General features: G+C 45.7%; 23 protein-coding genes. 8 read left to right on the top strand and 15 right to left on the bottom strand.

Translation table 11 applies throughout. The features are described from left to right. Positions 1–257 precede the first annotated feature (257 nt). Together AAA939_RS03965 and AAA939_RS03960 are read left to right on the top strand one after the other, a co-directional pair. On the top strand, positions 258–416 hold the full coding sequence (locus AAA939_RS03965) for a hypothetical protein (RefSeq protein WP_338209151.1): 159 nt from the start codon (positions 258–260) through the stop codon (positions 414–416). 41 nt (positions 417–457) lie between these two features. Further along, entirely contained in the window at positions 458–793 is a 336-nt protein-coding gene (locus tag AAA939_RS03960) for a hypothetical protein (RefSeq protein WP_338209149.1), read from the top strand. A 132-nt stretch (positions 794–925) separates the two neighbouring features. Here the strand turns inward: AAA939_RS03960 and AAA939_RS03955 are convergent, their stop codons facing one another. From AAA939_RS03955 to AAA939_RS03925, 7 genes are all read right to left on the bottom strand, one after another. Next, positions 926–1,465 carry a dUTP diphosphatase gene (locus AAA939_RS03955; RefSeq protein WP_338209147.1) on the bottom strand — a complete coding sequence of 180 codons (540 nt, stop codon included), beginning with the start codon at positions 1,463–1,465 and terminating at the stop codon, positions 926–928. A 15-nt stretch (positions 1,466–1,480) separates the two neighbouring features. Next, positions 1,481–2,431 (bottom strand): hypothetical protein, encoded by a 951-nt coding sequence (locus AAA939_RS03950; RefSeq protein WP_338209145.1) that lies wholly within the window; start codon positions 2,429–2,431, stop codon positions 1,481–1,483. Beyond that, positions 2,421–3,308: an exonuclease SbcC gene (locus tag AAA939_RS03945; protein ID WP_338209144.1), complete on the bottom strand. Its 888-nt coding sequence runs from the start codon at positions 3,306–3,308 to the stop codon at positions 2,421–2,423. The genes AAA939_RS03950 and AAA939_RS03945 overlap by 11 nt, the downstream gene beginning before the upstream one ends. Before the next feature lie 186 nt (positions 3,309–3,494). Beyond that, entirely contained in the window at positions 3,495–4,841 is a 1,347-nt protein-coding gene (gene glnA, locus AAA939_RS03940) for a type I glutamate--ammonia ligase (RefSeq protein ID WP_338209141.1), read from the bottom strand. 43 nt (positions 4,842–4,884) lie between these two features. Further along, entirely contained in the window at positions 4,885–5,265 is a 381-nt protein-coding gene (locus AAA939_RS03935; RefSeq protein WP_057706993.1) for a MerR family transcriptional regulator, read from the bottom strand. 111 nt (positions 5,266–5,376) lie between these two features. Beyond that, positions 5,377–6,306, bottom strand: coding sequence for a tRNA (adenosine(37)-N6)-dimethylallyltransferase MiaA (gene miaA / locus AAA939_RS03930; RefSeq protein ID WP_338209160.1), 930 nt, complete (start codon positions 6,304–6,306; stop codon positions 5,377–5,379). After that, positions 6,307–7,041, bottom strand: a complete 735-nt coding sequence (locus tag AAA939_RS03925) for a glycerophosphodiester phosphodiesterase (protein ID WP_338209138.1) — start codon at positions 7,039–7,041, stop codon at positions 6,307–6,309. A gap of 97 nt (positions 7,042–7,138) precedes the next feature. Here AAA939_RS03925 and AAA939_RS03920 point away from each other — a divergent pair, with 97 nt between their 5' ends. Continuing rightward, a complete protein-coding gene (locus AAA939_RS03920) occupies positions 7,139–7,315 on the top strand; it encodes a DUF3042 family protein (RefSeq protein WP_083491631.1) in 177 nt (58 codons plus the stop codon). 56 nt (positions 7,316–7,371) lie between these two features. On the opposite strand, the gene AAA939_RS03915 is transcribed toward AAA939_RS03920, so the two are convergent. Then, on the bottom strand, positions 7,372–7,785 hold the full coding sequence (locus tag AAA939_RS03915) for a rhodanese-like domain-containing protein (protein ID WP_338209135.1): 414 nt from the start codon (positions 7,783–7,785) through the stop codon (positions 7,372–7,374). A 433-nt stretch (positions 7,786–8,218) separates the two neighbouring features. Here AAA939_RS03915 and AAA939_RS03910 point away from each other — a divergent pair, with 433 nt between their 5' ends. From AAA939_RS03910 to AAA939_RS03895, 4 genes are read left to right on the top strand one after another with little or no spacing between them, the layout of a single operon-like run. Continuing rightward, entirely contained in the window at positions 8,219–9,301 is a 1,083-nt protein-coding gene (locus tag AAA939_RS03910; protein ID WP_338209134.1) for a glycosyltransferase, read from the top strand. Continuing rightward, positions 9,294–11,279, top strand: a complete 1,986-nt coding sequence (locus AAA939_RS03905) for a glycosyltransferase family 2 protein (protein WP_338209132.1) — start codon at positions 9,294–9,296, stop codon at positions 11,277–11,279. Before AAA939_RS03910 ends, AAA939_RS03905 begins: the two co-directional genes overlap by 8 nt. Before the next feature lie 17 nt (positions 11,280–11,296). Beyond that, positions 11,297–13,138, top strand: a complete 1,842-nt coding sequence (locus tag AAA939_RS03900) for an ABC transporter permease (protein ID WP_338209130.1) — start codon at positions 11,297–11,299, stop codon at positions 13,136–13,138. 22 nt (positions 13,139–13,160) lie between these two features. After that, the gene (locus tag AAA939_RS03895) at positions 13,161–15,011 is read left to right on the top strand and encodes an ABC transporter permease (RefSeq protein ID WP_338209128.1); all 1,851 of its coding nucleotides are present in this window, start codon (positions 13,161–13,163) and stop codon (positions 15,009–15,011) included. 199 nt (positions 15,012–15,210) lie between these two features. Here AAA939_RS03895 and AAA939_RS03890 read toward each other — a convergent pair whose 3' ends face one another. After that, positions 15,211–16,122: a LysR family transcriptional regulator gene (locus AAA939_RS03890; RefSeq protein WP_338230496.1), complete on the bottom strand. Its 912-nt coding sequence runs from the start codon at positions 16,120–16,122 to the stop codon at positions 15,211–15,213. 191 nt (positions 16,123–16,313) lie between these two features. Here AAA939_RS03890 and AAA939_RS03885 point away from each other — a divergent pair, with 191 nt between their 5' ends. Beyond that, entirely contained in the window at positions 16,314–17,816 is a 1,503-nt protein-coding gene (locus AAA939_RS03885) for an FAD-dependent oxidoreductase (protein WP_338209124.1), read from the top strand. A gap of 403 nt (positions 17,817–18,219) precedes the next feature. Here the strand turns inward: AAA939_RS03885 and AAA939_RS03880 are convergent, their stop codons facing one another. The 6 genes from AAA939_RS03880 to AAA939_RS03855 all read right to left on the bottom strand — a co-directional run bounded on the left by AAA939_RS03880 (position 18,220) and on the right by AAA939_RS03855 (position 23,127). Beyond that, positions 18,220–19,182, bottom strand: a complete 963-nt coding sequence (locus AAA939_RS03880; RefSeq protein WP_338209123.1) for an ROK family glucokinase — start codon at positions 19,180–19,182, stop codon at positions 18,220–18,222. A gap of 17 nt (positions 19,183–19,199) precedes the next feature. Next, positions 19,200–19,421, bottom strand: a complete 222-nt coding sequence (locus AAA939_RS03875; protein WP_338209121.1) for a YqgQ family protein — start codon at positions 19,419–19,421, stop codon at positions 19,200–19,202. Between the two features lie 18 nt (positions 19,422–19,439). Continuing rightward, entirely contained in the window at positions 19,440–20,126 is a 687-nt protein-coding gene (locus tag AAA939_RS03870; RefSeq protein WP_338209119.1) for a rhomboid family intramembrane serine protease, read from the bottom strand. Then, a complete protein-coding gene (locus tag AAA939_RS03865; RefSeq protein WP_338209117.1) occupies positions 20,113–20,679 on the bottom strand; it encodes a 5-formyltetrahydrofolate cyclo-ligase in 567 nt (188 codons plus the stop codon). Before AAA939_RS03865 ends, AAA939_RS03870 begins: the two co-directional genes overlap by 14 nt. 141 nt (positions 20,680–20,820) lie before the next feature. Continuing rightward, entirely contained in the window at positions 20,821–20,970 is a 150-nt protein-coding gene (gene rpmG / locus AAA939_RS03860) for a 50S ribosomal protein L33 (RefSeq protein ID WP_003638573.1), read from the bottom strand. 126 nt (positions 20,971–21,096) lie between these two features. Next, positions 21,097–23,127, bottom strand: coding sequence for a peptidoglycan D,D-transpeptidase FtsI family protein (locus AAA939_RS03855; protein ID WP_338230494.1), 2,031 nt, complete (start codon positions 23,125–23,127; stop codon positions 21,097–21,099). Positions 23,128–23,304: the final 177 nt, after the last annotated feature.

Raw genomic sequence — 23,304 nt, 5'->3', positions numbered from 1 at the left:
TTCAATTACATTGACCGGACAACACAAAGAAGCGGCTTCACCGCGGTAGAATACCGCGGCAAAGCCGCTTAGACAGAACTCGAAAATTATATTATTTCACCTGTCAACTTGACAGGGACTAGTACAGGATGTACAAATACCTGACAATGATTTTTTTCGACGCCGCTAAGTTTTCAAAAAGTTCATCCTAACCTAAAAATAACTTGCATCCCCCTAACAAATCAGGCAGACTATTAGAAGATAAGGGAGAGATTTCTATGTTTAAACGTAACCGACTTTTGATCCTTTTAATTTTAATGATTATCATTGACTCGTACGCCCGCTTCGCACACAGTTCTGCCGCAACCATTCTCGCCGTTGTTGTCACGATTGCCACCCTCCTATACGTCGTTTGGGAACGAATCAAACGTGGCTAAAAGCGCCTACAGACTGGTATAATGAAGGTTGAGGTGAAACCATGAAACTAGAACAAATTACTGGCAACATTGCGCATGCCATCAAGGACCGCAGCACCGACGCACCGTACATTTTATCCGTTGAATTTACGGATAAAGCGACTAAGGGTAAATCTGCGACTGGTTGCGTAATCGTGCGCATGCCAGACCACCAGCACTATACCATCAACAGTTACGACTACCGTTACATGGATGCTGGTAAAGAGACCTTAGCTGAAGAACTCGGCGCCTTCTTTGAATGCGACGACGACCTAGACCAGCGCCAACCACTAATCGACCAAGTCAACGAACTGGTCGCTAACGACCCTGATAACGACGCCGAATTAATCAGTGACTAGGTCTAAAATGTGTCGTTGCCACTCATTAAAAATAAATTACCTTGTAAATAAAAACACTCGTAACCGACTCTCCTTCCCGACACAATCAAATGTGTCAGGCTGTAAAGAAAGTCATTACGAGTGTTTTTATATTTAATAGTGGTCCGCTTGACGTTGCTCATTGACTTGATTCTTCGCGGTAAACGCCGCCTGAATCTCATCTTGACTAAACCCAAATTCGACGAGTCCAATCTTTAAGAAAACGTGCCAGGCGTGCTTGTAGCTAACTTGCCGGTGGTTGAAGTAAGCGTCATATAAGAGGTGCTTGATCGCCAAATACTGCTTATTCAAGTCGGTGACCGGTTTATCGCTAATCTTATCCAAACCATCTGCTGTAATCGGCACCAGATGGGTCCACTGCTGAATGGCCGCGACTAAGAAGAAAAAGTCCATTGCGTCCACGTACTCGTTCAGTAACGTTTCCCGTTCCGTCTTTCCTTCGTCCGCTTTGCCCTTGTGAATCTTCCAAACTTTGAACCACTCGGAAGTATTCGCCATTTCGGCCAATTCAACGTCCAGTGAGACCATGGCGTTTTGCAGCCGGTCCGCCGGCTTCCAGTGAATCTTTTGCCGCATCGTGATGTCTTGATCCAAGCGAATGGATTGTTGTAATAAAGTCGTTAAATCTAACATTCAAGTCCTCCGTCGTTAAGCAAATACTAATGGATCCGCTTTTATTTCCAGGGATTCGATATTGTCCAAGTACCAGTCACGCATAAAGTCAAAGTGCAATAAGACATCGAACCAGGAAACCGCTTGCTTCGGATCGTGAACCGTCAAGACCCACTTAGGGCTCCCACCGGTCGCGCTATCAAAAATATCAACAAGCAATCCAGCCCGCAGTTCAATTTGCGCCCCGTGACCATGCTTGGAATTACGCAACATGTAATCGTGTTGAGCCGAAGAAACGAACAGCTTATCCACGATTGCACCATCGAGGTTCCCCGCACGCAATTCGTATTTCGCCGCGTTATCGACATCTAAGATGTTGAAGTCGACGTTGAACCCGAAGTCATCGCGAAGACAGTGGCCAAATTTGATCAAAGTTGCAAGCACCGCGTTGATCTGGTCAACACCGGTCCCCTTCAGCAACAATTTATTAATAAATAAATTGGTAAAGGCTTCACTGTTAAACCGTAAGAGCCGCCGTTCAAGGTGAATGTAAAATAAATTCTCACCCGTCGTCTGTTCACGGTAATAAGCGCCACCGTTAGCGTTATTAACAACTTGATACAGGAACGTGTAATCGTCAGTCAAGTCTTCGTAGACGTGGTATAACGATTCGCTTTGACGTTGTGAGTTTAAGATTGGCTTTTCATCGTGGTGCATCCCGAGCAACCGACTCATAAAGATCAAGTAGTAGTCCGCATTCTGATACTGGTGCGGAAAAGTGACGTAGGCCGAATCTAGCTTAAAGCCAGCCAGTTTCTGAGCAGCCGTCAGTAAAACTTCACCGTCCGTGGTCTCAATTAACTGATCCATCAACGCCGTGAACTTTTCCCCGTTAGCCAGACCACTCTTTAGGCCTTCGTTAAACATGGTCAGTTTGCCATGGGTACTTAGCGTTGCGGAATCAACGTGCTTTTCGTTATTCGCCATCCTCTGCTACCTGCGCCTTCCCAATCAGCGTAGTCAAGTAGTCAACGTATAGGCTACGGTTACGCTCATTAAAATTCTCGAAGCTCTTAAAGGCGTTTTCAATGGCTTGTTTTTCGTAAGCCAAAATCGTATCTTCCTTGGACAACGTCAAAATCTTCGCTTCGTTATCCTTCATCGTGGCGTGGGCGTTGTTCGCTTGTTCGTCCTCGTCAGCGAGTTTGGTTAATTGGTCAATAATCTTTTGCCGTTCGTCCTTAATTCGGCCAGAATCAAACAACGAGTTCCGTTGACCGTTTTCTTTCAGCTGCTTACGCAACGTCTCTTTTTGTTCGTCACGGTCAGTTTGGGCATCAATCAATTTTTGCAACTGATCGCTCCCAGCTGAGATTTTTTGAATTTGGTCGGTATTGAAACGCTTATGCGCACTTGCCAACTCAAATGTTTTTTGTAGTTTATTATATTCTTCGCTACTGAATTCAAACGCCACGTTTAAAACGTTTAACTTGCCAAACCGGCGACGATCCCACCAGTTACCAAAGTAAATTTGAAATTCACCTAACTGGGTCTCTTCATAGTAAAAGAACGGATATTCATGAGCCAAATAATCAATCAATTTGGTACTCAAATAATGACTGATTGCCGGATGGACGTCCGTAATTAAATCCACTTGGGTGTTACGGGTTGGATCCGGTTCCTCATTTAACAAGGCTTGGTGATAGTGGTCACCATCGATCAATTCGTAGATCAACCGGTCGTCACCAGCCGTTATTGCTTGACGCAACGCAGTCACGTAATCCAACTTTTGTTGAAGGCGATTCGTTAGCGCACGCGTTGGTTGATCTTGTTTTTCAAGATCAGGCTGATTTTGTTTTTCCATAATAATCTCCTTGCAATCAATTTCAATCTTTGCTTATTGCTGAATTGCACTGCTGATTCTAATGTTACCGAAAATCCTAGCAATAATAAAGGTTAACGCCGTCGATTTTCCAAAATTATAACAAAAAACCGGTTAGGAAGCCCAAATAGGCATCCTAACCGTCATTTCTTCTATCATTTAAGGTGATTAGTACAATTCCATGTACTGATCGCGTTCCCATTCACTAACTTGTTGACGGTATGAAGCCCATTCAAGTCGTTTAGCTTCCAAGAAACTTTGGTAAATATGAGGTCCCAAGGCCTTCTTCATAATTGGGTCGGTCTGGAATTCCTTCAACGCGTTGTGTAACGTTGATGGTAAGTCCGCGATGCCCGCTTTATGACGTTCGTCTTCATCCATCACGTAGATGTTACGGTCCACACTCTTTGGTGGTTCGATACCGTTCTTAATCCCATCAAGACCAGCTTCCAGAACGGCAGCAAAGGCCAAGTATGGGTTCGTTGAAGCATCCACACTCCGTAATTCCAAACGGGTGGATAAACCACGGGCACTTGGAATCCGGATCATTGGTGACCGGTTAGATGCGGACCATGCCACGTAAACGGGTGCTTCGTAGCCTGGAACTAACCTCTTGTACGAGTTAACCGTTGGGTTGGTAACGGCGGTGTAGCTGCGTGCATGTTTCATCAAGCCGCCTAAGAAGTGGTAAGCATCTGATGATAATTGTAATTCGTCTTTTTCTTCAGGATCGTAGAACGCGTTCCCCTTGTCATGGAACAAGGACATGTTAACGTGCATCCCAGAACCATTGACGCCGTTTAAAGGCTTTGGCATGAAGGTTGCCCATAAGTTATACTTACGCGCAATCGTCTTCACAACCAATTTAAAGGTTTGAATGTGGTCAGCAGCGGATAAGGCGTCCGCATACTTGAAGTCGATTTCATGTTGACCAGGCGCAACTTCATGGTGACTTGCTTCAACGTTGAAGCCTAAGCGTTCGAGTTCAAGCGCAATGTCACGCCGGCAGTTTTCACCTAAGTCCATTGGTGACAAGTCGAAGTAACTCCCCTTGTCATTTAACTCAGTGGTTGGTTCGCCCTTGTCGTTCATCTTAAAGAGGAAAAATTCTGGTTCAGTTCCGACGTTAAAGGCCGTGTAACCAGCATCGCGCATGTCGTTTAAGACCCGGATCAAGTTGTTCCGTGGGTCGCCGGCGAATGGCTTCTTGTCAGTCGTGTAGACTTCACAAATCAACCGCGCAATTTTACCATGTTCCGTGTTCCAAGGCATGATCAACCAAGTTGATAAGTCTGGGTACAAGTACATGTCACTTTCTTCGATTCGAACAAAGCCATCGATGGAAGAACCATCAAACATCAACTTGTTGTCGAGTAATTTATCCAGTTGTGAAACTGGCACTTCTACGTTTTTAATGGTCCCAAATAAGTCGGTGAACATTAAACGCAAAAAGTTAACGTTTTCTTCCTTGACGATGCGACGAATATCATCCTTGGTGTACTGCTGTTTTGCCATGAAAATCGCTCCTTAAATTGATTGACTAATGGATACAGACGCATTAATGCGTGGGGTAGTTGGGGCCCTGCTTGGACTCCAATCCCCCCAGATTCAGGAACTCGTCATGCAAGATTCGGCGTACATCATTGTCCGTTAACGGCCGAGTCAAATCTGCTTCTTTTTGCTTGGCCCGCTGGCGTTGCATCTCGTAGATTTCCTTGATACCAGCCATGTTGATCCCATCCGCCAAGTAATCTTTAATTTCTAATAACCGGTCCACGTCATTTAACGAGAACATCCGGCGATTACCCGCATTCCGATCAGGAACGATGAGCCCCTGTTCCTCATAATAGCGAATTTGACGCGCTGATAAATCAGTCAACTTCATAACCGTACCAATTGGCAAGACTGCCAACGAACGACGTAATTCCTTTTCCTTCATAACGACCCTCCTCTTTAATACAGACTTAATATTAGCAATCTAATAACTGATTGTCAATAAATCATGTAAGAAAATATCACATCGTTATAATTAGGTAGACCAATTTATATTTTAGCTTAACCAACTAGCGATTCGCTGGTCAATTTCAGCCCGTTGATCTGGGTGTTCCAATAAGTTGACCCAGTCAACTGTCATCTTATTACGGAACCATGTTAGCTGCCGTTTGGCGTAACGCCGTGAATCTTGCTTAATTGACGCCGTGGCGTCCGCTAACGTTCGTTGGCCGTCGAAATACGGAAACAGTTCATGATAACCAATGCCTTTCCCTGCAGGTAGGTCAGCGCCGCCCTGTTCATATAACCACCGGGCTTCGTCAACGAGGCCCGCCGTCATCATCAGGTCAACGCGTTGATTGATCCGGTCGTACAGGAGTTGCCGTTCCGCCGTTAAACACAGCGTGTACGCGTCTAACTGGTTCGTCGCGTGGTCCGCCTGTGCTGAGAAACGTTCACCACTCGTATGCTGGTACTCCAGTGCCCGAACGACGCGAATCACGTTAGCGGGGGCAATTTGGGCCGCCGCTGCGGGGTCCTGCTGCTGGAGGGCATCCCAAACAACTTGGTTGCCCCGTTCCGCAGCTAAGTCCAACCACTTCTGCCGGTAAGCGAGGTCGGGATCCACATCCGTTGGGCCAAACTGAAATCCGGCCAGTAACGACTGCAAATAGAATCCGGTCCCACCTACAATAATGGGCAATTTTCCGCGTGACGTGATCTCGTTAATCAGGGCCGTCGCGCGGGTCACAAACTCCGCTACCGTAAAACGCTGTTGCACATCTTTGATATCAATTAAATAATGGGGAATCCCAGCTCGTTCAGCGGGCATGATCTTGGCGGTCCCAATGTCTAAATGCCGATAAACTTGCATCGAATCTCCAGAAATAATCTCACCATTAAGTTGTTTAGCCAACGCGAGCGACAGGGCCGTCTTGCCAACCGCCGTCGGACCCGCAATTAATAGTACCTTTTTGGCTTTCAAAATTTACCCTCCCTGTACCTTGACCCGGATGCGGTGCGCCAACCCGGGATAATCCGTAATGACGCCAGCAAACCGGTGCCGGTAACAAAATCGCATATCGCGTTCCTTATTCACCGTCCACGGCCGTAACTGCACTTTGGGCAAAAGTAGCCAGTGCAACCGAACCCAACGGATATCAGGATGATACCCTAAGACGACGTGTTCGGCATGTAGCCGCTTAGCCGTTTGCTGTTTGGCCTGAAATAAACTGTCAAACTCAACGTCTGGCTGCAAGGCGTGCAACCGTTCAATCGACTTGCCGTAAAAGCTGGAATAAACAAGTTTAAACGGCACCTCGTGGTGGTTAAAATAGTCAGCGACTAGCGCCTCAATCCCATCGTAATGAATCCGATTGGTCTTTAGTTCCAAGTTGAAAATTCCCGTAAAGTTTTGCTGAATCAATAGTTGAACCACTTCGTCTAACGTGGGGACGGTGGCTCCCGCGTATAAGGGGTCAAACGAACGCCCCGCATCTAGCTGTTTTAACTCAGCTAACGTCAGGTCCATAATCCGACCCGTCCCATTGGTCGTTCGGTCGACCGTCTCGTCGTGCATGATGATCAAGTGACCATCCTTTGACAAATGAACGTCGGTCTCAATGCCATCGGCGCCGTCATCTAATGCGGCCTGAAAAGCCAATAAGGTATTTTCCGGGCGCGTTCCCTTACTGCCCCGGTGAGCAATAATTTGCGTTAACATTTTCCCACCCCACTTTTCGAAATTTAGGCTTTAAATCATTGATATCTCAAGCCAAAACAAGCATAATAAAACTAATAACAGCTAGGAGGTTCAAACTATGAAATCATTTACACGTGGCTTCTTATTCGGAGTCGTTGCAACGGCTGGTGCCGTGATTGGTTCCGTTTTATCTTTCAAGAAACAAGTTGTCGATCCAATCGAAGACCAAGAAAACAAGTTTGAAGAAAGCCGTAAAAAGGCAATGCGTAAGAGTCGTTCAGCACATAACGGCTAATCAAATAAAAAATGGTGGCACGAACAAAAACTAATTTTTGTTCCAGCCGCCATTTTTTAATACTTCGCTTTTTTAGTCTTACCTTCCCAACGCGCATAGCCGGGTTTTAGAATGTATAATTCTTTAAACCCATTTTTATGCAAGGTCACTACGGCCCGCGTGCTCAACGTGTGAGTTTGATCATAAACGTAGACTGGCATGTCCGGACGAAGCTCATTCATCCGTACTTTTAACGTATTGAAAGGAATATTTCGAGCCCCTAAAATATGACCCGCATCAAATTCCTTCTTTTCACGTAAATCAACCACTTGCGCTTTCCGCATTCCTGCTTGAAAGTCTTCCTCTTCCAGCATCGTGGAAACTTGTCGCCGCCGAATGTAACTGTACAGCTCATAAATAAAATAAGCCGCGATTATAATAACTAACACAATGTTGATGTAAGTCCAACCGCTCATCGCACCTAAAACCACGTTATCCCTCCTAATTTCTACCTACCTATTTTACACAAAACCGCTTACTTTGACTAGGGGCAAGCGTGAAAAGACATCTAAATAACTAGACTTACTTTCATCCGCACCTAATTTTATGATTTCCATCTTACAATTCTGATTTTCGAAATCCCTCCAGATAACCATTAGCCATCATCACCGGTATTAATTTAGTTATACAACTGCCTAACTAAAAAGGGGGTCACCCATCATGACAAAATGTCATCACACCCTATAAACACTGCCATTCCAGCCTTTGCGTCAATTTATTTAAACTATTTCCCTAACTAGTTACCACAGGTCTTAATTAATAGTATAATATAATTCCTAGTGAACCTTTTCTTATAGTATACAGCACAAGAAATTATAGGAGATTACTTCTACTAATTATATAGAAAGAAACCGGGGAAACATTATGATAAGCATCGGCGTCATCATTCCAGCTCTTAACCCAGATAATAAGTTGATTGAGCTGATTAATAACATCACAACAACAACGACATTAAAAAACATCATTAAAAAAATCATCATTGTGGATGATGGCAGTGATACTGAACATCAACCAATTTTTCAACAACTCCATCACAGTTATCCTGACCTGATTATCCGTCACCATCCCCACAACCGTGGTAAGGGGGCGGCCTTAAAAACCGGCTTTGCCTACGTCCAAACGCACTTTCCGACCATCGACGGCGTTGCCACCATGGATTCTGATGGGCAGCATACCGCTGACGCACTCCAGAGTTGCTTAACGAAATTTGCACACAATCCGCAGCGGCTCGTCATCGGGGTGCGTCATTTTACCAATGACATCCCCTTCCGCAGTCAGTTCGGGAATTTACTGACCCGGGCCTTGGTGCGGCTATTAACCCGCCAAAACATTTCTGACACCCAAACGGGGTTACGAGTGATTCCGGTCACGTACATGGCAGAACTGATCAACTTCCCCGGTGACCGGTTTGAATTCGAATTTGATATGTTGCTTCAAGCTAAAAAACACCAGGTCAAAATCGTTGAACAACCGATTCCCACAATCTATTTGGCCGGTAACGCCTCTTCGCATTTTCGGGTTATTCGCGATTCCATCGCCATCTATTCACGATTTTTAAAATTTGCAGCTAGCGGGCTAATCTCCTTCCTAATCGATATTAGCCTCTTTTACCTTGTCCTTTTTGTTCTCGGTAACCACGTGTTGAACAGCATCTTAATGGCCACCATCGTGTCACGCGTGGCTTCCTCGCTGGCAAACTACTCGATTAACCATCGCGTCGTTTTCAATCACGCCGGCAGCCAAACGTTAATTAAGTACGGGTGTCTATTTGTCGTGCAAATGTTAGCCTCCGGGTTCTTTACCGACCTACTCACAACGCTGTTACCAGCCACCAATGGCCAGTTGATTCCGACCCTAGCTAAAATGATCGTCGACTTCATCCTCTTCATTATTAGCTACCAGATTCAACGTGACGTTATTTTTAAGGAAGGTCCTCAACATGTCTAACCGTCGCCGGGTCCTTTATTTTCTAGCGATTCTTTTGTCAGTGATTTATTTGTTATGGCGGATTTTCTTCACGATTCCCTGGCACGCAAACATCTTTATTCTGATTTTTGCCTTGTTATTAGTCATCAGTGAAATTCTGTCGAACACCACCGGCTTTATTTTGATTTTCTTCCGGATGCTTTCAACGAAGAAAAAGTGGCACCTGGAAATGCCAGACTACAGCACGACCCAACCACTGCCAGACGTCGACATTATTATCGTGACCCATAACGAAGAAGTTGAATTATTGCGCAAAACGGTGAACGCAGCGACCTACATCGACTACCCGGATAAAAGTAAAGTCCACGTGGTCATTGCAGACGATGGCAACCGACCAGAAGTTCAGGCGTTAGCCAAGCATTATCACGTCGGCTATTCCGGCATGGAAGGCAACAAGCAGGCTAAATCCGGGAACATCAATAACACCCTGGCTAAGCTTGATTCACCACTGTTTGTCATCTTCGATACCGACATGATTCCCTTTTCGGGGTTTCTTCGCAATACCGTACCGCTGTTTACCCAAAACGCGCAACAATTAATCGATGATCCTGATCACACTGAACCACTGGGCTTTGTCCAAACACCCCAAAGTTTTTACAACGCCGATATCTTCCAATTTAACCTCTTCTCAGAAAAGATCATCCCCAACGAACAGGACTTCTTTTCTCGAGACATTAACGTCTTAAACGGGGGGAATAAACGGGCGCTCTTTACCGGGTCGAACGCCGTCTTCTCGCGTAAAGCGGTGGACGAAGTCGGTGGTTTTCCGACCGATACGATCACCGAAGACTTTGAACTGGGCACCATGTTAAATATGGCCGGCTATATTAGCTTGGCCACGAAAGTCCCTCAGTCAAGTGGAATGACCCCCATTGATATGAAGGGTGTTATCAAACAACGGACGCGTTGGGCCCGCGGTGTGATGCAAAGTTGTCGTAACCTGCACATTTTCACCAACCCTAACCTTTCCATGATGAACCGGATTATCTTGATCAATACCTACTTCTATTGGTGGGCTTTTTTCCGACGCATGATCTACATGATTGCGCCCATCCTTTACGCCCTCTTTAAGATTCAAGTCGTTAATGCGAACTTTTGGATCTTAATGGTCGTGTGGGCACCCGGGTACTTCCTATTGCACTACGTCATGGGGGATACTTCCGGGATGGGTGACACGGCCAAGATTCGTAATGAACGTTGGGGCGAAGTCCAAGAGACCTTCTTTGCCCCCTACCTATTTATTCCAGTTATTCTAGAAACTTTAGGGATTAAGGCTAAGAAGTTCAAGGTAACTTCTAAAAACGTCACTTACTCGATCAAGGACAAGTTGTATATCCTACCTTACTTGATTTTGTGGACGATCACCGTAATTGCCATTATTAAATTCAACTACGGCAAGTACGGTTCTGAAATTCTGGTCGGAAGTGTTATCACTTTCTGGCTACTCATGCACTTTATTAATCTGAGTATGTGCTTATTTATCTCCCTGGGACGCCCCGTTTACCGTAAAAACGAACGGTTCATTCGACAAGTGCCCGGTAAGGTTCAAGATGACGCCGGTAAGTGGCATAAAATGGTCACCGAAGATGTTTCCGAAGGTGGGGTGGCTTTCACCACCACCGATGGTCCCGTCGATAAAATCAAAACGGGCGATACGATTAAACTAACGGTCGCACACGGTAAGTTCGACGTGCAGTTATCTGGTAAGGTCGCCCGTATTAGTCAACGTGGTAACAACACCATCTACAGTGTGCAAGTACAAGTCCCACCTGACGAAAACCGGGACCACTACTTGCAACTCATCTACGACGGTGCAAACAAGACGTTGCCCCGTGTTCAAGACACGTGGGTGACCCCATTTGATGAATTGTATATGAACTTGATTGTCCGGGCCCGCGCTTACGAACGGAACTGGAGTCGGCGCTTTAATCGGTTTTAGAAGGAGTCAGCACATTGATGAACGCTTGGATTGGATTTTTTGTTTACCTCTTAGGATTACTGGGCTACAACGGCACCCTGCGTCGCTTGGGCATTAGTCCTTACTTAGCCTGGATTACCGCGATGCTCGTCCAAATTTTAATGCTGTACGTTTTTGCGATGCTCGGGATGCTGAACTTAGGAATTCAGATTACCACCTATTTAGGGATCGCCTTAGTCGTATTTTGGTTCATTTTAGGTTTCTGGCACAAGGGCCGACTGAAATTCGAAGGGATTCACCTTTTTGATTTCTGGATGATTGGCCTAGGAATCGCCATGGGCCAAACGTTACTTAAAAGTCCCCTGGTCCACTACGACAACTTTTCGCACTGGGCCGTCATGGTCAAATTCATGACGTTTACGGGTCGGCTTCCCGGAGCGGCGGACCACCTGATTTCATTTACGTCGTATCCACCCGCAACCGCACTTTTTATTACCCAATTTGTGCATTGGACGGGCTTTAGCGACGGCACGGCCCTGGTCGCCCAATTCATGTTGATCTGGGCAGCTGGGTACGCCATCTTCGCCGGTCTAAGGGACCGTTCCCGCGCCCTGATGAGCTTTGCACTCTGCTTCACGCTAGCCATCTCGTTTGTCTTTAACGTCGCCATTCGACTCAATAACTTGTTGGTTGATTACGTGTTGCCAATCATTGCGGTCGCAGCCCTCATCGGGATCTTCGCCTACAAGAAAAAGCCAGCGTTACTATGTGCGCACACCGCCATTTTCATTGGCGCGTTAATGCTGGTCAAAAACTCCGCGACGTTCTTTGTTGTGATGATTGGGTGCTACTTCCTGTACACCCTGATTACAAACGGGCGTGGTCACTGGTACCGGCGACTCATCGCCGTACCGCTTCAATTTGTTAGTACCATTGGCATCGGGCTCCTACCCTTCCTGTGGTGGAACTGGCACGTTAAACACACATTTACAGTCTCCAAACACGAAATCAGTACGCAAGCGTACTCCAAGCAACTGGGTGGCGAAACGCACCAACAATTACTGAAAATTGCCCACAAATTTATTGAACAGATTCTAAGTTCCAATTCGCTTTCGACCAAGGGCATCTTACTGATCAACGTGGTCTTAATTGGAACGTGGCTTTATACGCGCCTGCGGATGCACCACCGCAATGATCTGTTCGGGATGGCCGTCCTTTTAGACGTCGTCTTTATTGCGTACTACGGCAGTTTATTTGGGATGTACATCCTTTCAATGCCCTACGCAGAAGCCATCATCTTAGACGGCTTTGAACGCTACATGGGTAGTATCGTGATCATCAACTTATTTATTGGCGCCGTGGCACTCGTTCGGGTCCTGGATAACTTGCAATTTGAGCAAAACTTTCAAAAACGGGATACCCAGTCATTTAAAAGTGCTGCCACTAAAAATATCTATCAAGTCTCCACGTTAGTCGTGGGCTTCTTTGCCATTACCATGATGTACTCTGAAATTACCGGGACGAACTTCACCAATAAAATGAACCACAACACGCTACCGCTGCAAATGCGCCGGATTGCGAAACCGTGGACCCATTTAAATCACGCGAAGGTCCTCATCGTTGATCCCGAAAAAGTGGATGTCGACGACTACTACGCCGGTTACGTGGGCCGCTACTACTTCTTCACTGACCAAGCCATCGGACAAGAAAACTTTATGATGACCCCCAAAGCTTTCAAGGCGGCCGTGCAGAAGTTTGACTACGTTGCTATTCCTGAAACCCACCGGACGTTTACGGTGCTTACTCGGAAGGCTTACCACCAGCACGTTATTACCGGATTCTTTAAAGTAACGCCGCACGGTTTAAAACGCATTCACTAATTCATTAATCGGAGGGATTCTCGTGGCATTCATTGGTCTCATTTTCTTTGCACTCGCGTTGATCGGCTACAGCAGCACGATGCGTTGGCTCAGGATTAACCCGTATTTAACTTGGATTACCGGCATTCTAGTCCAAATCATGTTACTGTACGTTTTTGCAATGCTCGGCTGGTTGCGAATCGGTATCTGGGTCGTCACCAGTCTGGGTGTCGGGCTATTGATTGCCCGGTTGATCCTAGGTTACTTTGGAAAAATTGCCTTTCATTATGAAGGTCTCCACCTCTTTGACGCCTGGATGATTTTTCTAGGCTTCATTATGGCCCTGGTGCTTTTCCGAAGTCCGCTGATCCACTATGATAACTTTTCTCATTGGGCCACCATCGTCAAATTTTTGACTTACACGGGACACTTACCCGGTCCGAGTGATACGATTATTTCCTTTACTTCGTATCCCCCGGCCACCGCGCTATTTATCACCCAGTTCGTCACCTTCACGGGCTTTAGTTCAGGTACGATGCTCGTGGCCCAGTTTATCCTGATTTGGGCAGCGAGTTACGCCATCTTTGCGACATTACGAGACCGGACCCGGGGGCTTAACTCGATGCTGTTATGCCTGACTATTGCGATTTCGTACGTCTTTAATATCAATATTCGCTTGAATAATTTGCTTGTTGATTACGTCTTAGCCATTCTCACCATGGCCGCCCTAGTCGGCATCTTCGTTTACCGGCGCCAGCCCCGCATCCAAATGGCCCACGTGGCTTTATTCAGCGGGACGCTTTTGCTAGTCAAAAACTCCGCGGCCTTTTTTGTCGCCATTATTGCGGTTTACTATTTGTATTCCTTGATCAAGCAATCGTCGGCTGGACACTGGTTCAAAAAAACACTGCGCATTATCGTCACTTGGATTGGGACGCTTTTAGTGGGTGCTTTACCATTTATCTGGTGGGAAATCCACGTCAAATTGACGTTCACGACTTCCAAACACGAAATTAGTGCTCAGGCCTATTCTCACCAGCTGTCCCACGATGGTATGCACGGTTTCATTAGTATCGGCCAGCAATTTCTCAAACAGATCTTTAACCTAGGCTCGTTATCCACGCAGGGTTTTCTAGTCCTCAACCTCCTCCTAATTGGAGGATGGGCCATTATTAAGTGCGCGTGCCACCATCCAAACGGTCTGCTTAAAGTGTTAGGCTGGTTAGACCTCGTCTCGTTACTTTACTATTTCAGTTTGCTAGGGATGTACGTCTTGTCGATGCCCTATGACGAAGCCATCACCCTTGATGGGTTTGAGCGCTACATGTCCACGACGGTCGTGTTGAACCTGTTCATCGGTGCCATCGTCTTAGTCCGTGTCATTGACGAAACCTTTTACGAGCAAAACCTCGCTGAACGGAGTCCCCGCAATTTTCGTTCTATTTGGACAAAGAACGGATATCAGTTGGCGTCATTCCTTATTATGTTCTTTGCCGTTATCATGATGTATTCTGAAATCAACGGGACCAACTTTACGAATAACTATAACCGGCGCACCCTTCCCGTGATGATCACGACTATCGCCAAACCTTGGACGAAGTTAAACGATACCAAGATTCTGATCATCGATCCCCATAAGGTTGAAGTTAACACGTACTACGCCGGTTACTTAGCAAACTACTACTTCTTCACCAATAACGCGACGGGTCAAGCGACCTTTAGCAAACAAAAAAAGGCCTTCATAAAGAACTTACAGCAGTACGAGTACGTTGCCGTTCCCGAGGCTGACAAGTCCTTTAAGAAGGGGATGCGCAAGTTCTACCACCAACGCATTCATCCGGGCTTCTATCGCGTCACCCGTGATCACCTGACCTTGGTTTCACAATCACGTTAACGCTATGCTAAATTACCCGCTCCGTCGGCAGAACTGGTGTGCTAAATACAGTTTTAACTGTTGGTAATGCTTTATAATCTGAGCCCCAATAACTCAGGCTAAAATCCTACTGTTAAACTTAAAAGACTTACGGTCTAAATCCCCCTCACAAGGAGAATTCAGACCGTAAGCCTTTTTTGATTTTTATTAACTGCCCCGCTCAAAAGTTCGCTTTAGCCACGTTTACCGCCTGTGCCACTAACTTATTGACCTCCGAGATTAACTCTGGTTGCTCGCTATCTTGCGCATAAATAATACCGTACGACAAGATTTGCTTAGCAGCTAGCGGAATGTACCGCAAATCCGTATCGTCTTTGTTGTAGAGGATGCTCGGGACAATCCCAATCCCCATTCCAGCACGAACATATGCAACTATAACTGAAATATCATCCGCTTCACTAAAACTAATACTGGGTACATGGGTATTCAAACTAAACTTTAAACTTTCAATTGCTGGAAAATCATCATTACCATTCCACAAATAAATATTATGACCGATTAAATCGTCAAAAGTAATCTGCCGTTTTAAAAATAAGCGATTGTTTTCTGGAACAATGACCGAAAACCCCTTTTGTAATAGCTCAAAGTACTTAGTGCCGTCCGCTTTCTTCATGATATCCCGTTGAATGAGCATCATGTCAACAGTACCGTTTGTAATCAACTGTGTAATATGACGCTCACGCCCTGGATGCACAAAATACGGGACTAAGTCGACATGCGCTTGAGCTTTCGTTAGTTTTAACGCAATCGGGAGCCACTTTTTTTCAAACGGTAAATTCGCATAGCCCATTTTGATCTTTGGTCGATCAATCACCTGGCCCTGTTGCAAACTAGTCACCGTGTTATCAATCTCTGTCGCAATCACCGACATACGATTATAGAAAATCTTTCCCTTTTCAGTCAGATAGACGTGGTGATAATCCCGATTAACTAATTTCACCTGAATTTCTTTTTCAAGGTTTTTAATATTTTTTGACACCGTTGATTGTGATAAGTACAGTTCTTCGGCCGATTTAGTGAAGTTAAGCGTCTTAGCTAAAGATAAAAAACATTTCACTTGCATCGTATTCATGGCTACCATTCCATTCTGTCATAGTACTATTCGCTATTTCGTTAATGATACCGCTAACAACAGCGTATTATCAAGGTGTAGACAATGATTAATTTATATAAGCGATCGAATGACTAGTTAAAAACCGAATAATGGGTCACGGGTCGTAATGTTCTATATTGAACTAATTTAAAAGAAAAGAAGGTTCTCTCATGAAAAAAACAAATTACGACATTATTATTGTCGGTGCCAGCAATGCTGGTGGGATGGCCGCAGCCAGTGCCGCTGAAAACGGTGCTAAAGTCTTGGTCATTGATAAAATGAAAAATGCGGGCTTTTTATACCGCAATACGATTGCTTCCATTCATAGTAAGGCCCAACAAAAAAAGAACGTCGACATTGATCGCAACGAACTAGTTAACTTCCTATCGACTTTTGCGCAAGGTAACGTTGATGAACGCCTACTCTATACTTGGGTAGATCACAGTTCCGAAACCGTTGACTGGTTGGATGACCAAATACTCCAACCACACGGTGCGTACATGGAATCAACTGCCGATGCGCACTATGAAACTGAACGTAACCACGCCTTCCCTTCTGGCAACGAAGTCACCGCAGCAGATGGTGCGTACTGGGAAATGGGCTATGGCAAATGGGTCATTGAAAAAGACGAACAGCTTGGCGTTGAATTTAGCTGGCAAACTAAGCTTGAACATTTAGTCGTCAAAGATGGCCGCGTCGTTGGTGCCGTCGTCCGCGATACTAAAACGAATCAACAGACCACCATTTCCGCTAACAAAGGGGTTATTTTATGTACGGGTGGCTATGGTACCAACCAAGCCTTAATGCAAAAGTGGAACCCAGTTGGCTTAAAGACCAATATGTATTCCGATGGTCAGCGTGATGATGGTTCAGGCCTAGTCGCTGCCCTCGAAATTGGCGCTGCAAAGGATGAAGAACCAGCATCGATTGTCTTTAACCGTGCCGCGGTACCAGTTGGCACCAATGCAAAGGACTTTTACGAAATCGATATGACCCCACCCGACGATCCCGGTTACTTATGGTTAGGTTCATACCCGATGTTAAAGGTCAACTTGAACGGTCAACGCTTCTTCAATGAAAGCGCCCCTTATCAATTCCAGATGAACGCCGCTTCAAAGCAGCCTGGCTACCTCAGTGCCATGATTTGGACTGAAGCCACGATGACTGATAAATTCTTAAAACAATACCATACGCTTGGTTGCTCACGCTTAAACTTCCCCGGTATATTTACTGGTGATCAAGCGCGTTCACAGGTCCAAGACCGTCTTAAAGAAGGCTTAGTTCAAAAGGCTGATACGATTGAAGAATTAGCAGCCAAACTGAACTTACCCGTTAAGAACTTGGAAAATAGTGTCCAACAATATAACGCTAACGTCAAAGCCGGTAAAGATACCGACTTCGGTAAGGAAGCTTCACGGTTAGAACCCGTTGACCAAGCGCCTTATTACGGTGCCATTGTGGGTGGCCGCTTACTCGCTACTCTGGATGGCTTACGAGTCACGACTAAGATGGAAGTCGTTAATACTGCCGATGATGTTATCCCGGGCCTCTACGCCGCTGGTAACTGCTCAGGTGGCTTCTTCTGGGGTTCTTACCCAGACCATGTTCCTGGTTTAACTGCTAGCCACGCCCTCACCTTTGGCCGCTTAGCTGGTCAATACGCTGCAAAATAATTAAAGTGAGACTGTAAACATAAGTCCTTGAACTAAAAGCTAGTCATAAAAAATCCAAAGATTTTTTATGACTAGCTTTTTGATATCGTAAACAATTTTGAATATCGTCCTAGCCTATATTTCCAAAAAAAGTTATTCTGCTATTTTATTGAATGCTCGGAGGTTGCCACTGATAACATCGGTCGTGAAGGTGATGTTGGGACGGCGTTTTGTTTGCCGGCCTTACATCACGGACGGTCCGGGACAGTTGCGTCTTTTGCAAGTGTCCCGGGCGAGGGTTAAGACCGCTCCACAGGCTTAACCCGGTCCCACGACCGCATGTTATCAGTGGCGACCGGACTAGGTATCTCTATGTTCAAAAAAGGCCCGGCATTCGCCGGACCTTTTCGATACGATTATATCTTTAAATGAAGCGTTGAGCTAATGAAGCGGCCCCAATCACACCAGCATCGTTACCTAAAACGGCTAGCTTCAAGATCGTGGTATTACGAACTGTTGGGAACGTAAATTGCTTGAAGTAACTTTCAACTTGCTTCAATAAGAAGTCACCGGCAGCGGAAACACCACCACCGATAATGATGAATGATGGGTTCATCGTGTTACCAACGTTAGCTAATGCTAAACCTAAGTAGTAAGAAACGCGGTCAACCACGCTCTTTGCTAAGGTGTCGCCTTCTTTAGCTAAATCAAAGGTAATCTTAGAACTGATTTCTTCACCGTTGTCTAAGAGTTGTTTTAACTTAGAGCTACCAGAGAATTCTTCAGCCATGTCGCGAGCGACGTGAACCACACCGGTTGCGGAAGCGTATTGTTCCAAACAACCCTTCTTACCACAAGTACACATGTAACCATTTGGTTCAACGGTAACGTGACCAATTTCACCAGCTGCGCCAGCAGTTCCGTGTAACAAGTGGCCATCAGCGATGATCCCACCGCCGACACCAGTACCAAGTGTAACGAAGACAACGTCGTTACCGTTTTCGCCGGCACCCTTCCAACGTTCGCCTAAAGCGGCAACGTTAGCGTCGTTATCCAACGTAAACTTGATGCCAGTACCTTCTTCGATTTGTTTCTTAACTGGTTGTAACGTCTTCCAGTTTAAGTTGTAAGCACCGATAACGGTCCCTTTGTCCAAATCAACGGTCCCGGGAGTACCCATCCCGATACCAACAAATTGAGAACGGTCCATCTTGTAAAGGTCGATGTGATGGTTAATTGAATCAATGATGTTAGGGACGATGTGTGCACCTTCGTCTAAAATCGTTGTTTCAATACTCCATTTTTGTTGAATGTCACCATTTTCTGTTAAAATAGCGAATTTAGTCGTCGTACCACCAAGGTCGACCCCGATTAATTTGCGATCCATGTTGCCAAATCCCTCCATTAATGATGCGCGTCTTCTGCGCGCTCATGTTCTGCTTCTAGCCGGTGCTCATGACTCAATACGAGTTTTACGCGGGCGTACATCTTGGCATCGATAACTCCAGCCTGATATAAATGATCAATCTCAATGGCCATGAGTTCGATATCCCAAATGCGCTTGCCAACGTAAACGTACACACCAAACTTTTTAAGTAATTGCTGGACGTCGTAAAGTGTTTTCATGTGCATATCCTCGATTAATTATACAGTTAATTTAGTATTTGTAAAACCCATTTTTAACAGTGCGACCCATGCAATTACTAAGACAACGGTTGCCACGATCCGTTTAACATTAGAAATTTTACCAATCCGCGGTACACCGAGCGTGTAAGCGATTAAAAAGCCACCAACTAACCCACCAATGTGCCCCCAGATATCAATCCCCGTGGAAAACATATCGAAGACCAAGTTCATGACCGTTAATAATAGAAAACGGCCGGATAATTGCCGAATAACCGGGTTCTCCCAGAAGGATTCACCAACCATTAAAAAGGCCCCAAATAAGGCGAAACACGCGGTACTTGCCCCAACCGACTGATTATTGGACAGCGCAAAGCTCAAAATATTACCGCTAATCCCACCAATGAAGTAAATCAGTAGCATCCGCCAGTGACCAAACATCGCTTCAATTTGAATCCCCATGAAGTAGATTACTACCGCGTTCAATGCAATGTGCGTGAGGCTCATGTGCAAAAACATCGGTGTGATGAATCGCCACCACTCTCCAGCAACGATTGCCTGATTATTCTTAGCACCTAACGAGTTGAACAGCATGATGCCACTGTCACCTAGCAGTAACCATTCAATTAAGAAAATTCCTACCGTGATGGCTAAAATAATCTGCGTCACCGCTGCTTCTGTCTGCCACCACCGTTTAATTGTGTTCATTATTACCATCCTTTGCAACGAGCAACTGGTCCAATAAAATATCAAACTCATCAACCGGCCACTCTGGATGATCAAATGCCATCTGGCGATAAGCCAGTGTCAATTTTACCCCGGTAAAGTCAGCAAGGTAACGATCATAGTAGCCGCCACCAAATCCGATGCGAGCGTGCTCTGTGCGGCTATATCCCAGTCCTGGAACCAGGATCAGGTCAATGGCCTGCTTTGCAACGGGCGTCCCGTCAGCGGGCTCTAAGATGCCAAATTTCGTCTCGGTCAATTGACTGGCATCCGTATACGGATAAAAGGCCATCTGACGGTGCGGTAGCGTTTTAGGGATGACGACCGTTTTGCCCTCATCCCACGCCCGCTTCACAAACGGTCGGGTGTCAACTTCAATCGCACTGCTGATCGTGATTGCGACGGTTCGTGCTTGTTGCCATGCTGTGCTGGTAAATAGTTGGTTTTGTAAGGACAGATTCTGTGCAACCCGCTCTTCAGCCGTCATTTGACTTAGGCGCTGAATCTGTTGTTGTCGAAACGCTTTTTTCTCCACTGCTTACGCCCCCTGCATGATTGATGATATAAAAAAATCTCATTCATTAACATGCCGAATAAACATCCGGCAGTTGCCAACAAATGAGAAACCCATTGTCCAATGACAATGTTACAGAAAAAACAACAGGTAACCCCGTTGTTATTTTGTTTCGCGATGTAATGTCACTTTATGTTCACGAGGACAGTACTTCTTAAATTCAACCCGGTCAGGATTGTTCCGACGGTTCTTTGAAGATAAGTAGTTACGTTCGTGGCATTCAGTACATTCAAGTGTAATGTGTACCCGCATAGTGTTGACCCTCCAAACTCATTCGCGTATTCCAGGGCCAGAGCCCTTAACTCAAACTACTATATCATTAATGCATTAAAAATGCCAGTATCAATTAAGATACTGGCACTTTATCAGACAATTTTTTTACTTATTATAATACTTCCAGAAAGCTTTGTAGATTTGGGTTGCAGCCGTCGTATTAGCCGCCCCACCAGACATCCCTGGGAAGACGATGGCAATCGCCACCTTAGGATTTTTGAAAGGTGCGTAAGTGGCTAAACTCAACGTTTCCGTCGAAGTTGACCCGTGGAACGTTTCGGCAGTCCCAGACTTAGCTGCGACCGCTGGTGACAAGCTGGACAACGCGGAACCAGTCTTATAAGCACTGTTCCCGTGGACCACGTCCCAGTAACCTTGATGGACAACATCAAAGTACGAAGAAGGCACGTCAATCGTGTTCAAGACCCGTGGACTAACGTTGGCCTTAACCTTTCCTTGCGTCCCGTTGGCATTGGTCCCAGTAATGGCACCGACAACGTGTGGCGCGATTCGCCGACCACCATTGGCCATTGTAGAAATGTATTGCGCCACTTGAATGGTCGTATAAGAATCGTAGTTCCCATAGGACAAGTCAAGTGCTTTACCAATACTGGTTCGACTTGAATCACCTTGATACCCGGTTGCTTCACCAGGTAAATCGATCCCCGTCTTCACACCGAGACCAAATTCATTGAAGTAACCCCGTAACTTCGAGAAGACCGACGTCGACATCGTCAACGCCTTTCCAGAAGCGTAGGAATAGTTGCCTTCCTTCATGGCCAACTGCATCATGTACGAGTTAGAAGAAACTTCCATCGCCGTTGACGCATTCAATGCTAGGCTCGCACTACCGCTCTTGTTGAACCAAGAAGACTTAGAAGCCGTTCCGGCTAACTTGATTGGCGTATCAGTCAACGTACTGTTGGTTGGCGTGATCACACCATCCTGTAAGGCACCCATAACCGTGGCACCCTTAACGACCGACCCCATAACGATTGATTGGTTAATCGTCCCGAGGGCGTTTTCCGTCATCTTCCCGGTTGACGTATCCCGGTCAATCCCGGCTAACGCGTAAACGGCACCAGTACTTGGGTTCATTACCACGGCGTAACCACCGGACATGTATGGGTTGGATCCGGTATTAGAACTTACGACCGACTTCATAATGCTTTGAACTTGTTTTTGGAACTTCGCGTTAACGGTCAACTGGATGTTATCACCCTTAGAACCGCCATACTTTTCAATTTCTTTTTGAATCACACCATCCTGAGTTTTGACCTCAGTCTGGGATTTGGTTCCGCGCAAGACGTTTTCGTATTGCTTTTCAAGTTGACTTTGCCCAACTGAATCGTCACGGGAATAGCCTTCAGCTAACAACGTCTTAACGTCATCACTTGGTAACCCTTGCTTTTCAGTTGTCACGGTCCCGAGCACACTACTTAAATCGGTCCCGTTTGGATAACTACGCGTCCAACTCGTCCCAACTTTCACACCAGGCATTTCGGATTGGTGTTCACCGATTTGCGCTAGCTCCGTACTAGTTACGCCCGTCGACTTGATGTTAACGGTTGATAACGAGTACGCCGAGTTCATCTTATAGTAGATGGCTGCGGCTTTTTTCTGCTGCGGTGTAAAGTTATTGATCAAGTTTTTCTCCGCATAGGCCACTTCCCGCGCGTACACTACAGTTTCGTCGGATGAAGTTTTGACCTTCTTAGAGACAGCTTTCAAATTGCTAGCACTAGCTAAATAGTAATCGGCTAGATTTCGGTCGGTTAAGGTATTCGTTGGAATAGCCAAATACTCGCTTAACTTGGTCGCAACCGAGTACATCTTAGTAGAAGCAACGTTTAGTCCCTTCGTGTATTGAATCGCTTGGTGCGATTTATTTCCGACTAAGACCCGTCCGGCAGAATCGTAGACCGATCCCCGCTGAACGTTAGCCGTCGCCGTCGTATTATTGGCGGAGTTAACTTCCGTTCGAAACTTTTGTCCATAATCGACTTGCAAGTAAGCCAGCTGTCCAATCAACGCAGCAAACAGCAAAAAGACGCTGAAGAACAAAAAGTTTAACCGAAATGGAATATGTGACTTATTAGGATCACGATTCGCAGTAATTTTCTTAAACAGTTTCAATTCTCAGGCTCCCGTTCTTAATTTGGTGAACTTTTCCTAAAATCCGCCAGATGTTACTAAATAATCCTAAAAAATTGCGCTACCTATGCTATTTTAGCCTACGCGCTTTTACCAATCAATAGTTTACTATAAATCCTATTCTTTCGCATTCCTGGTGAAACAAATTTATAAGCATCT

The organism is Lactiplantibacillus paraxiangfangensis, from assembly GCF_036246185.1.
Taxonomy (GTDB): Bacteria; Bacillota; Bacilli; order Lactobacillales; family Lactobacillaceae; genus Lactiplantibacillus; species Lactiplantibacillus paraxiangfangensis.
Note: the sequence above shows the minus strand (reverse complement) of the source record. Positions and strands in the feature narration are given on the sequence as shown.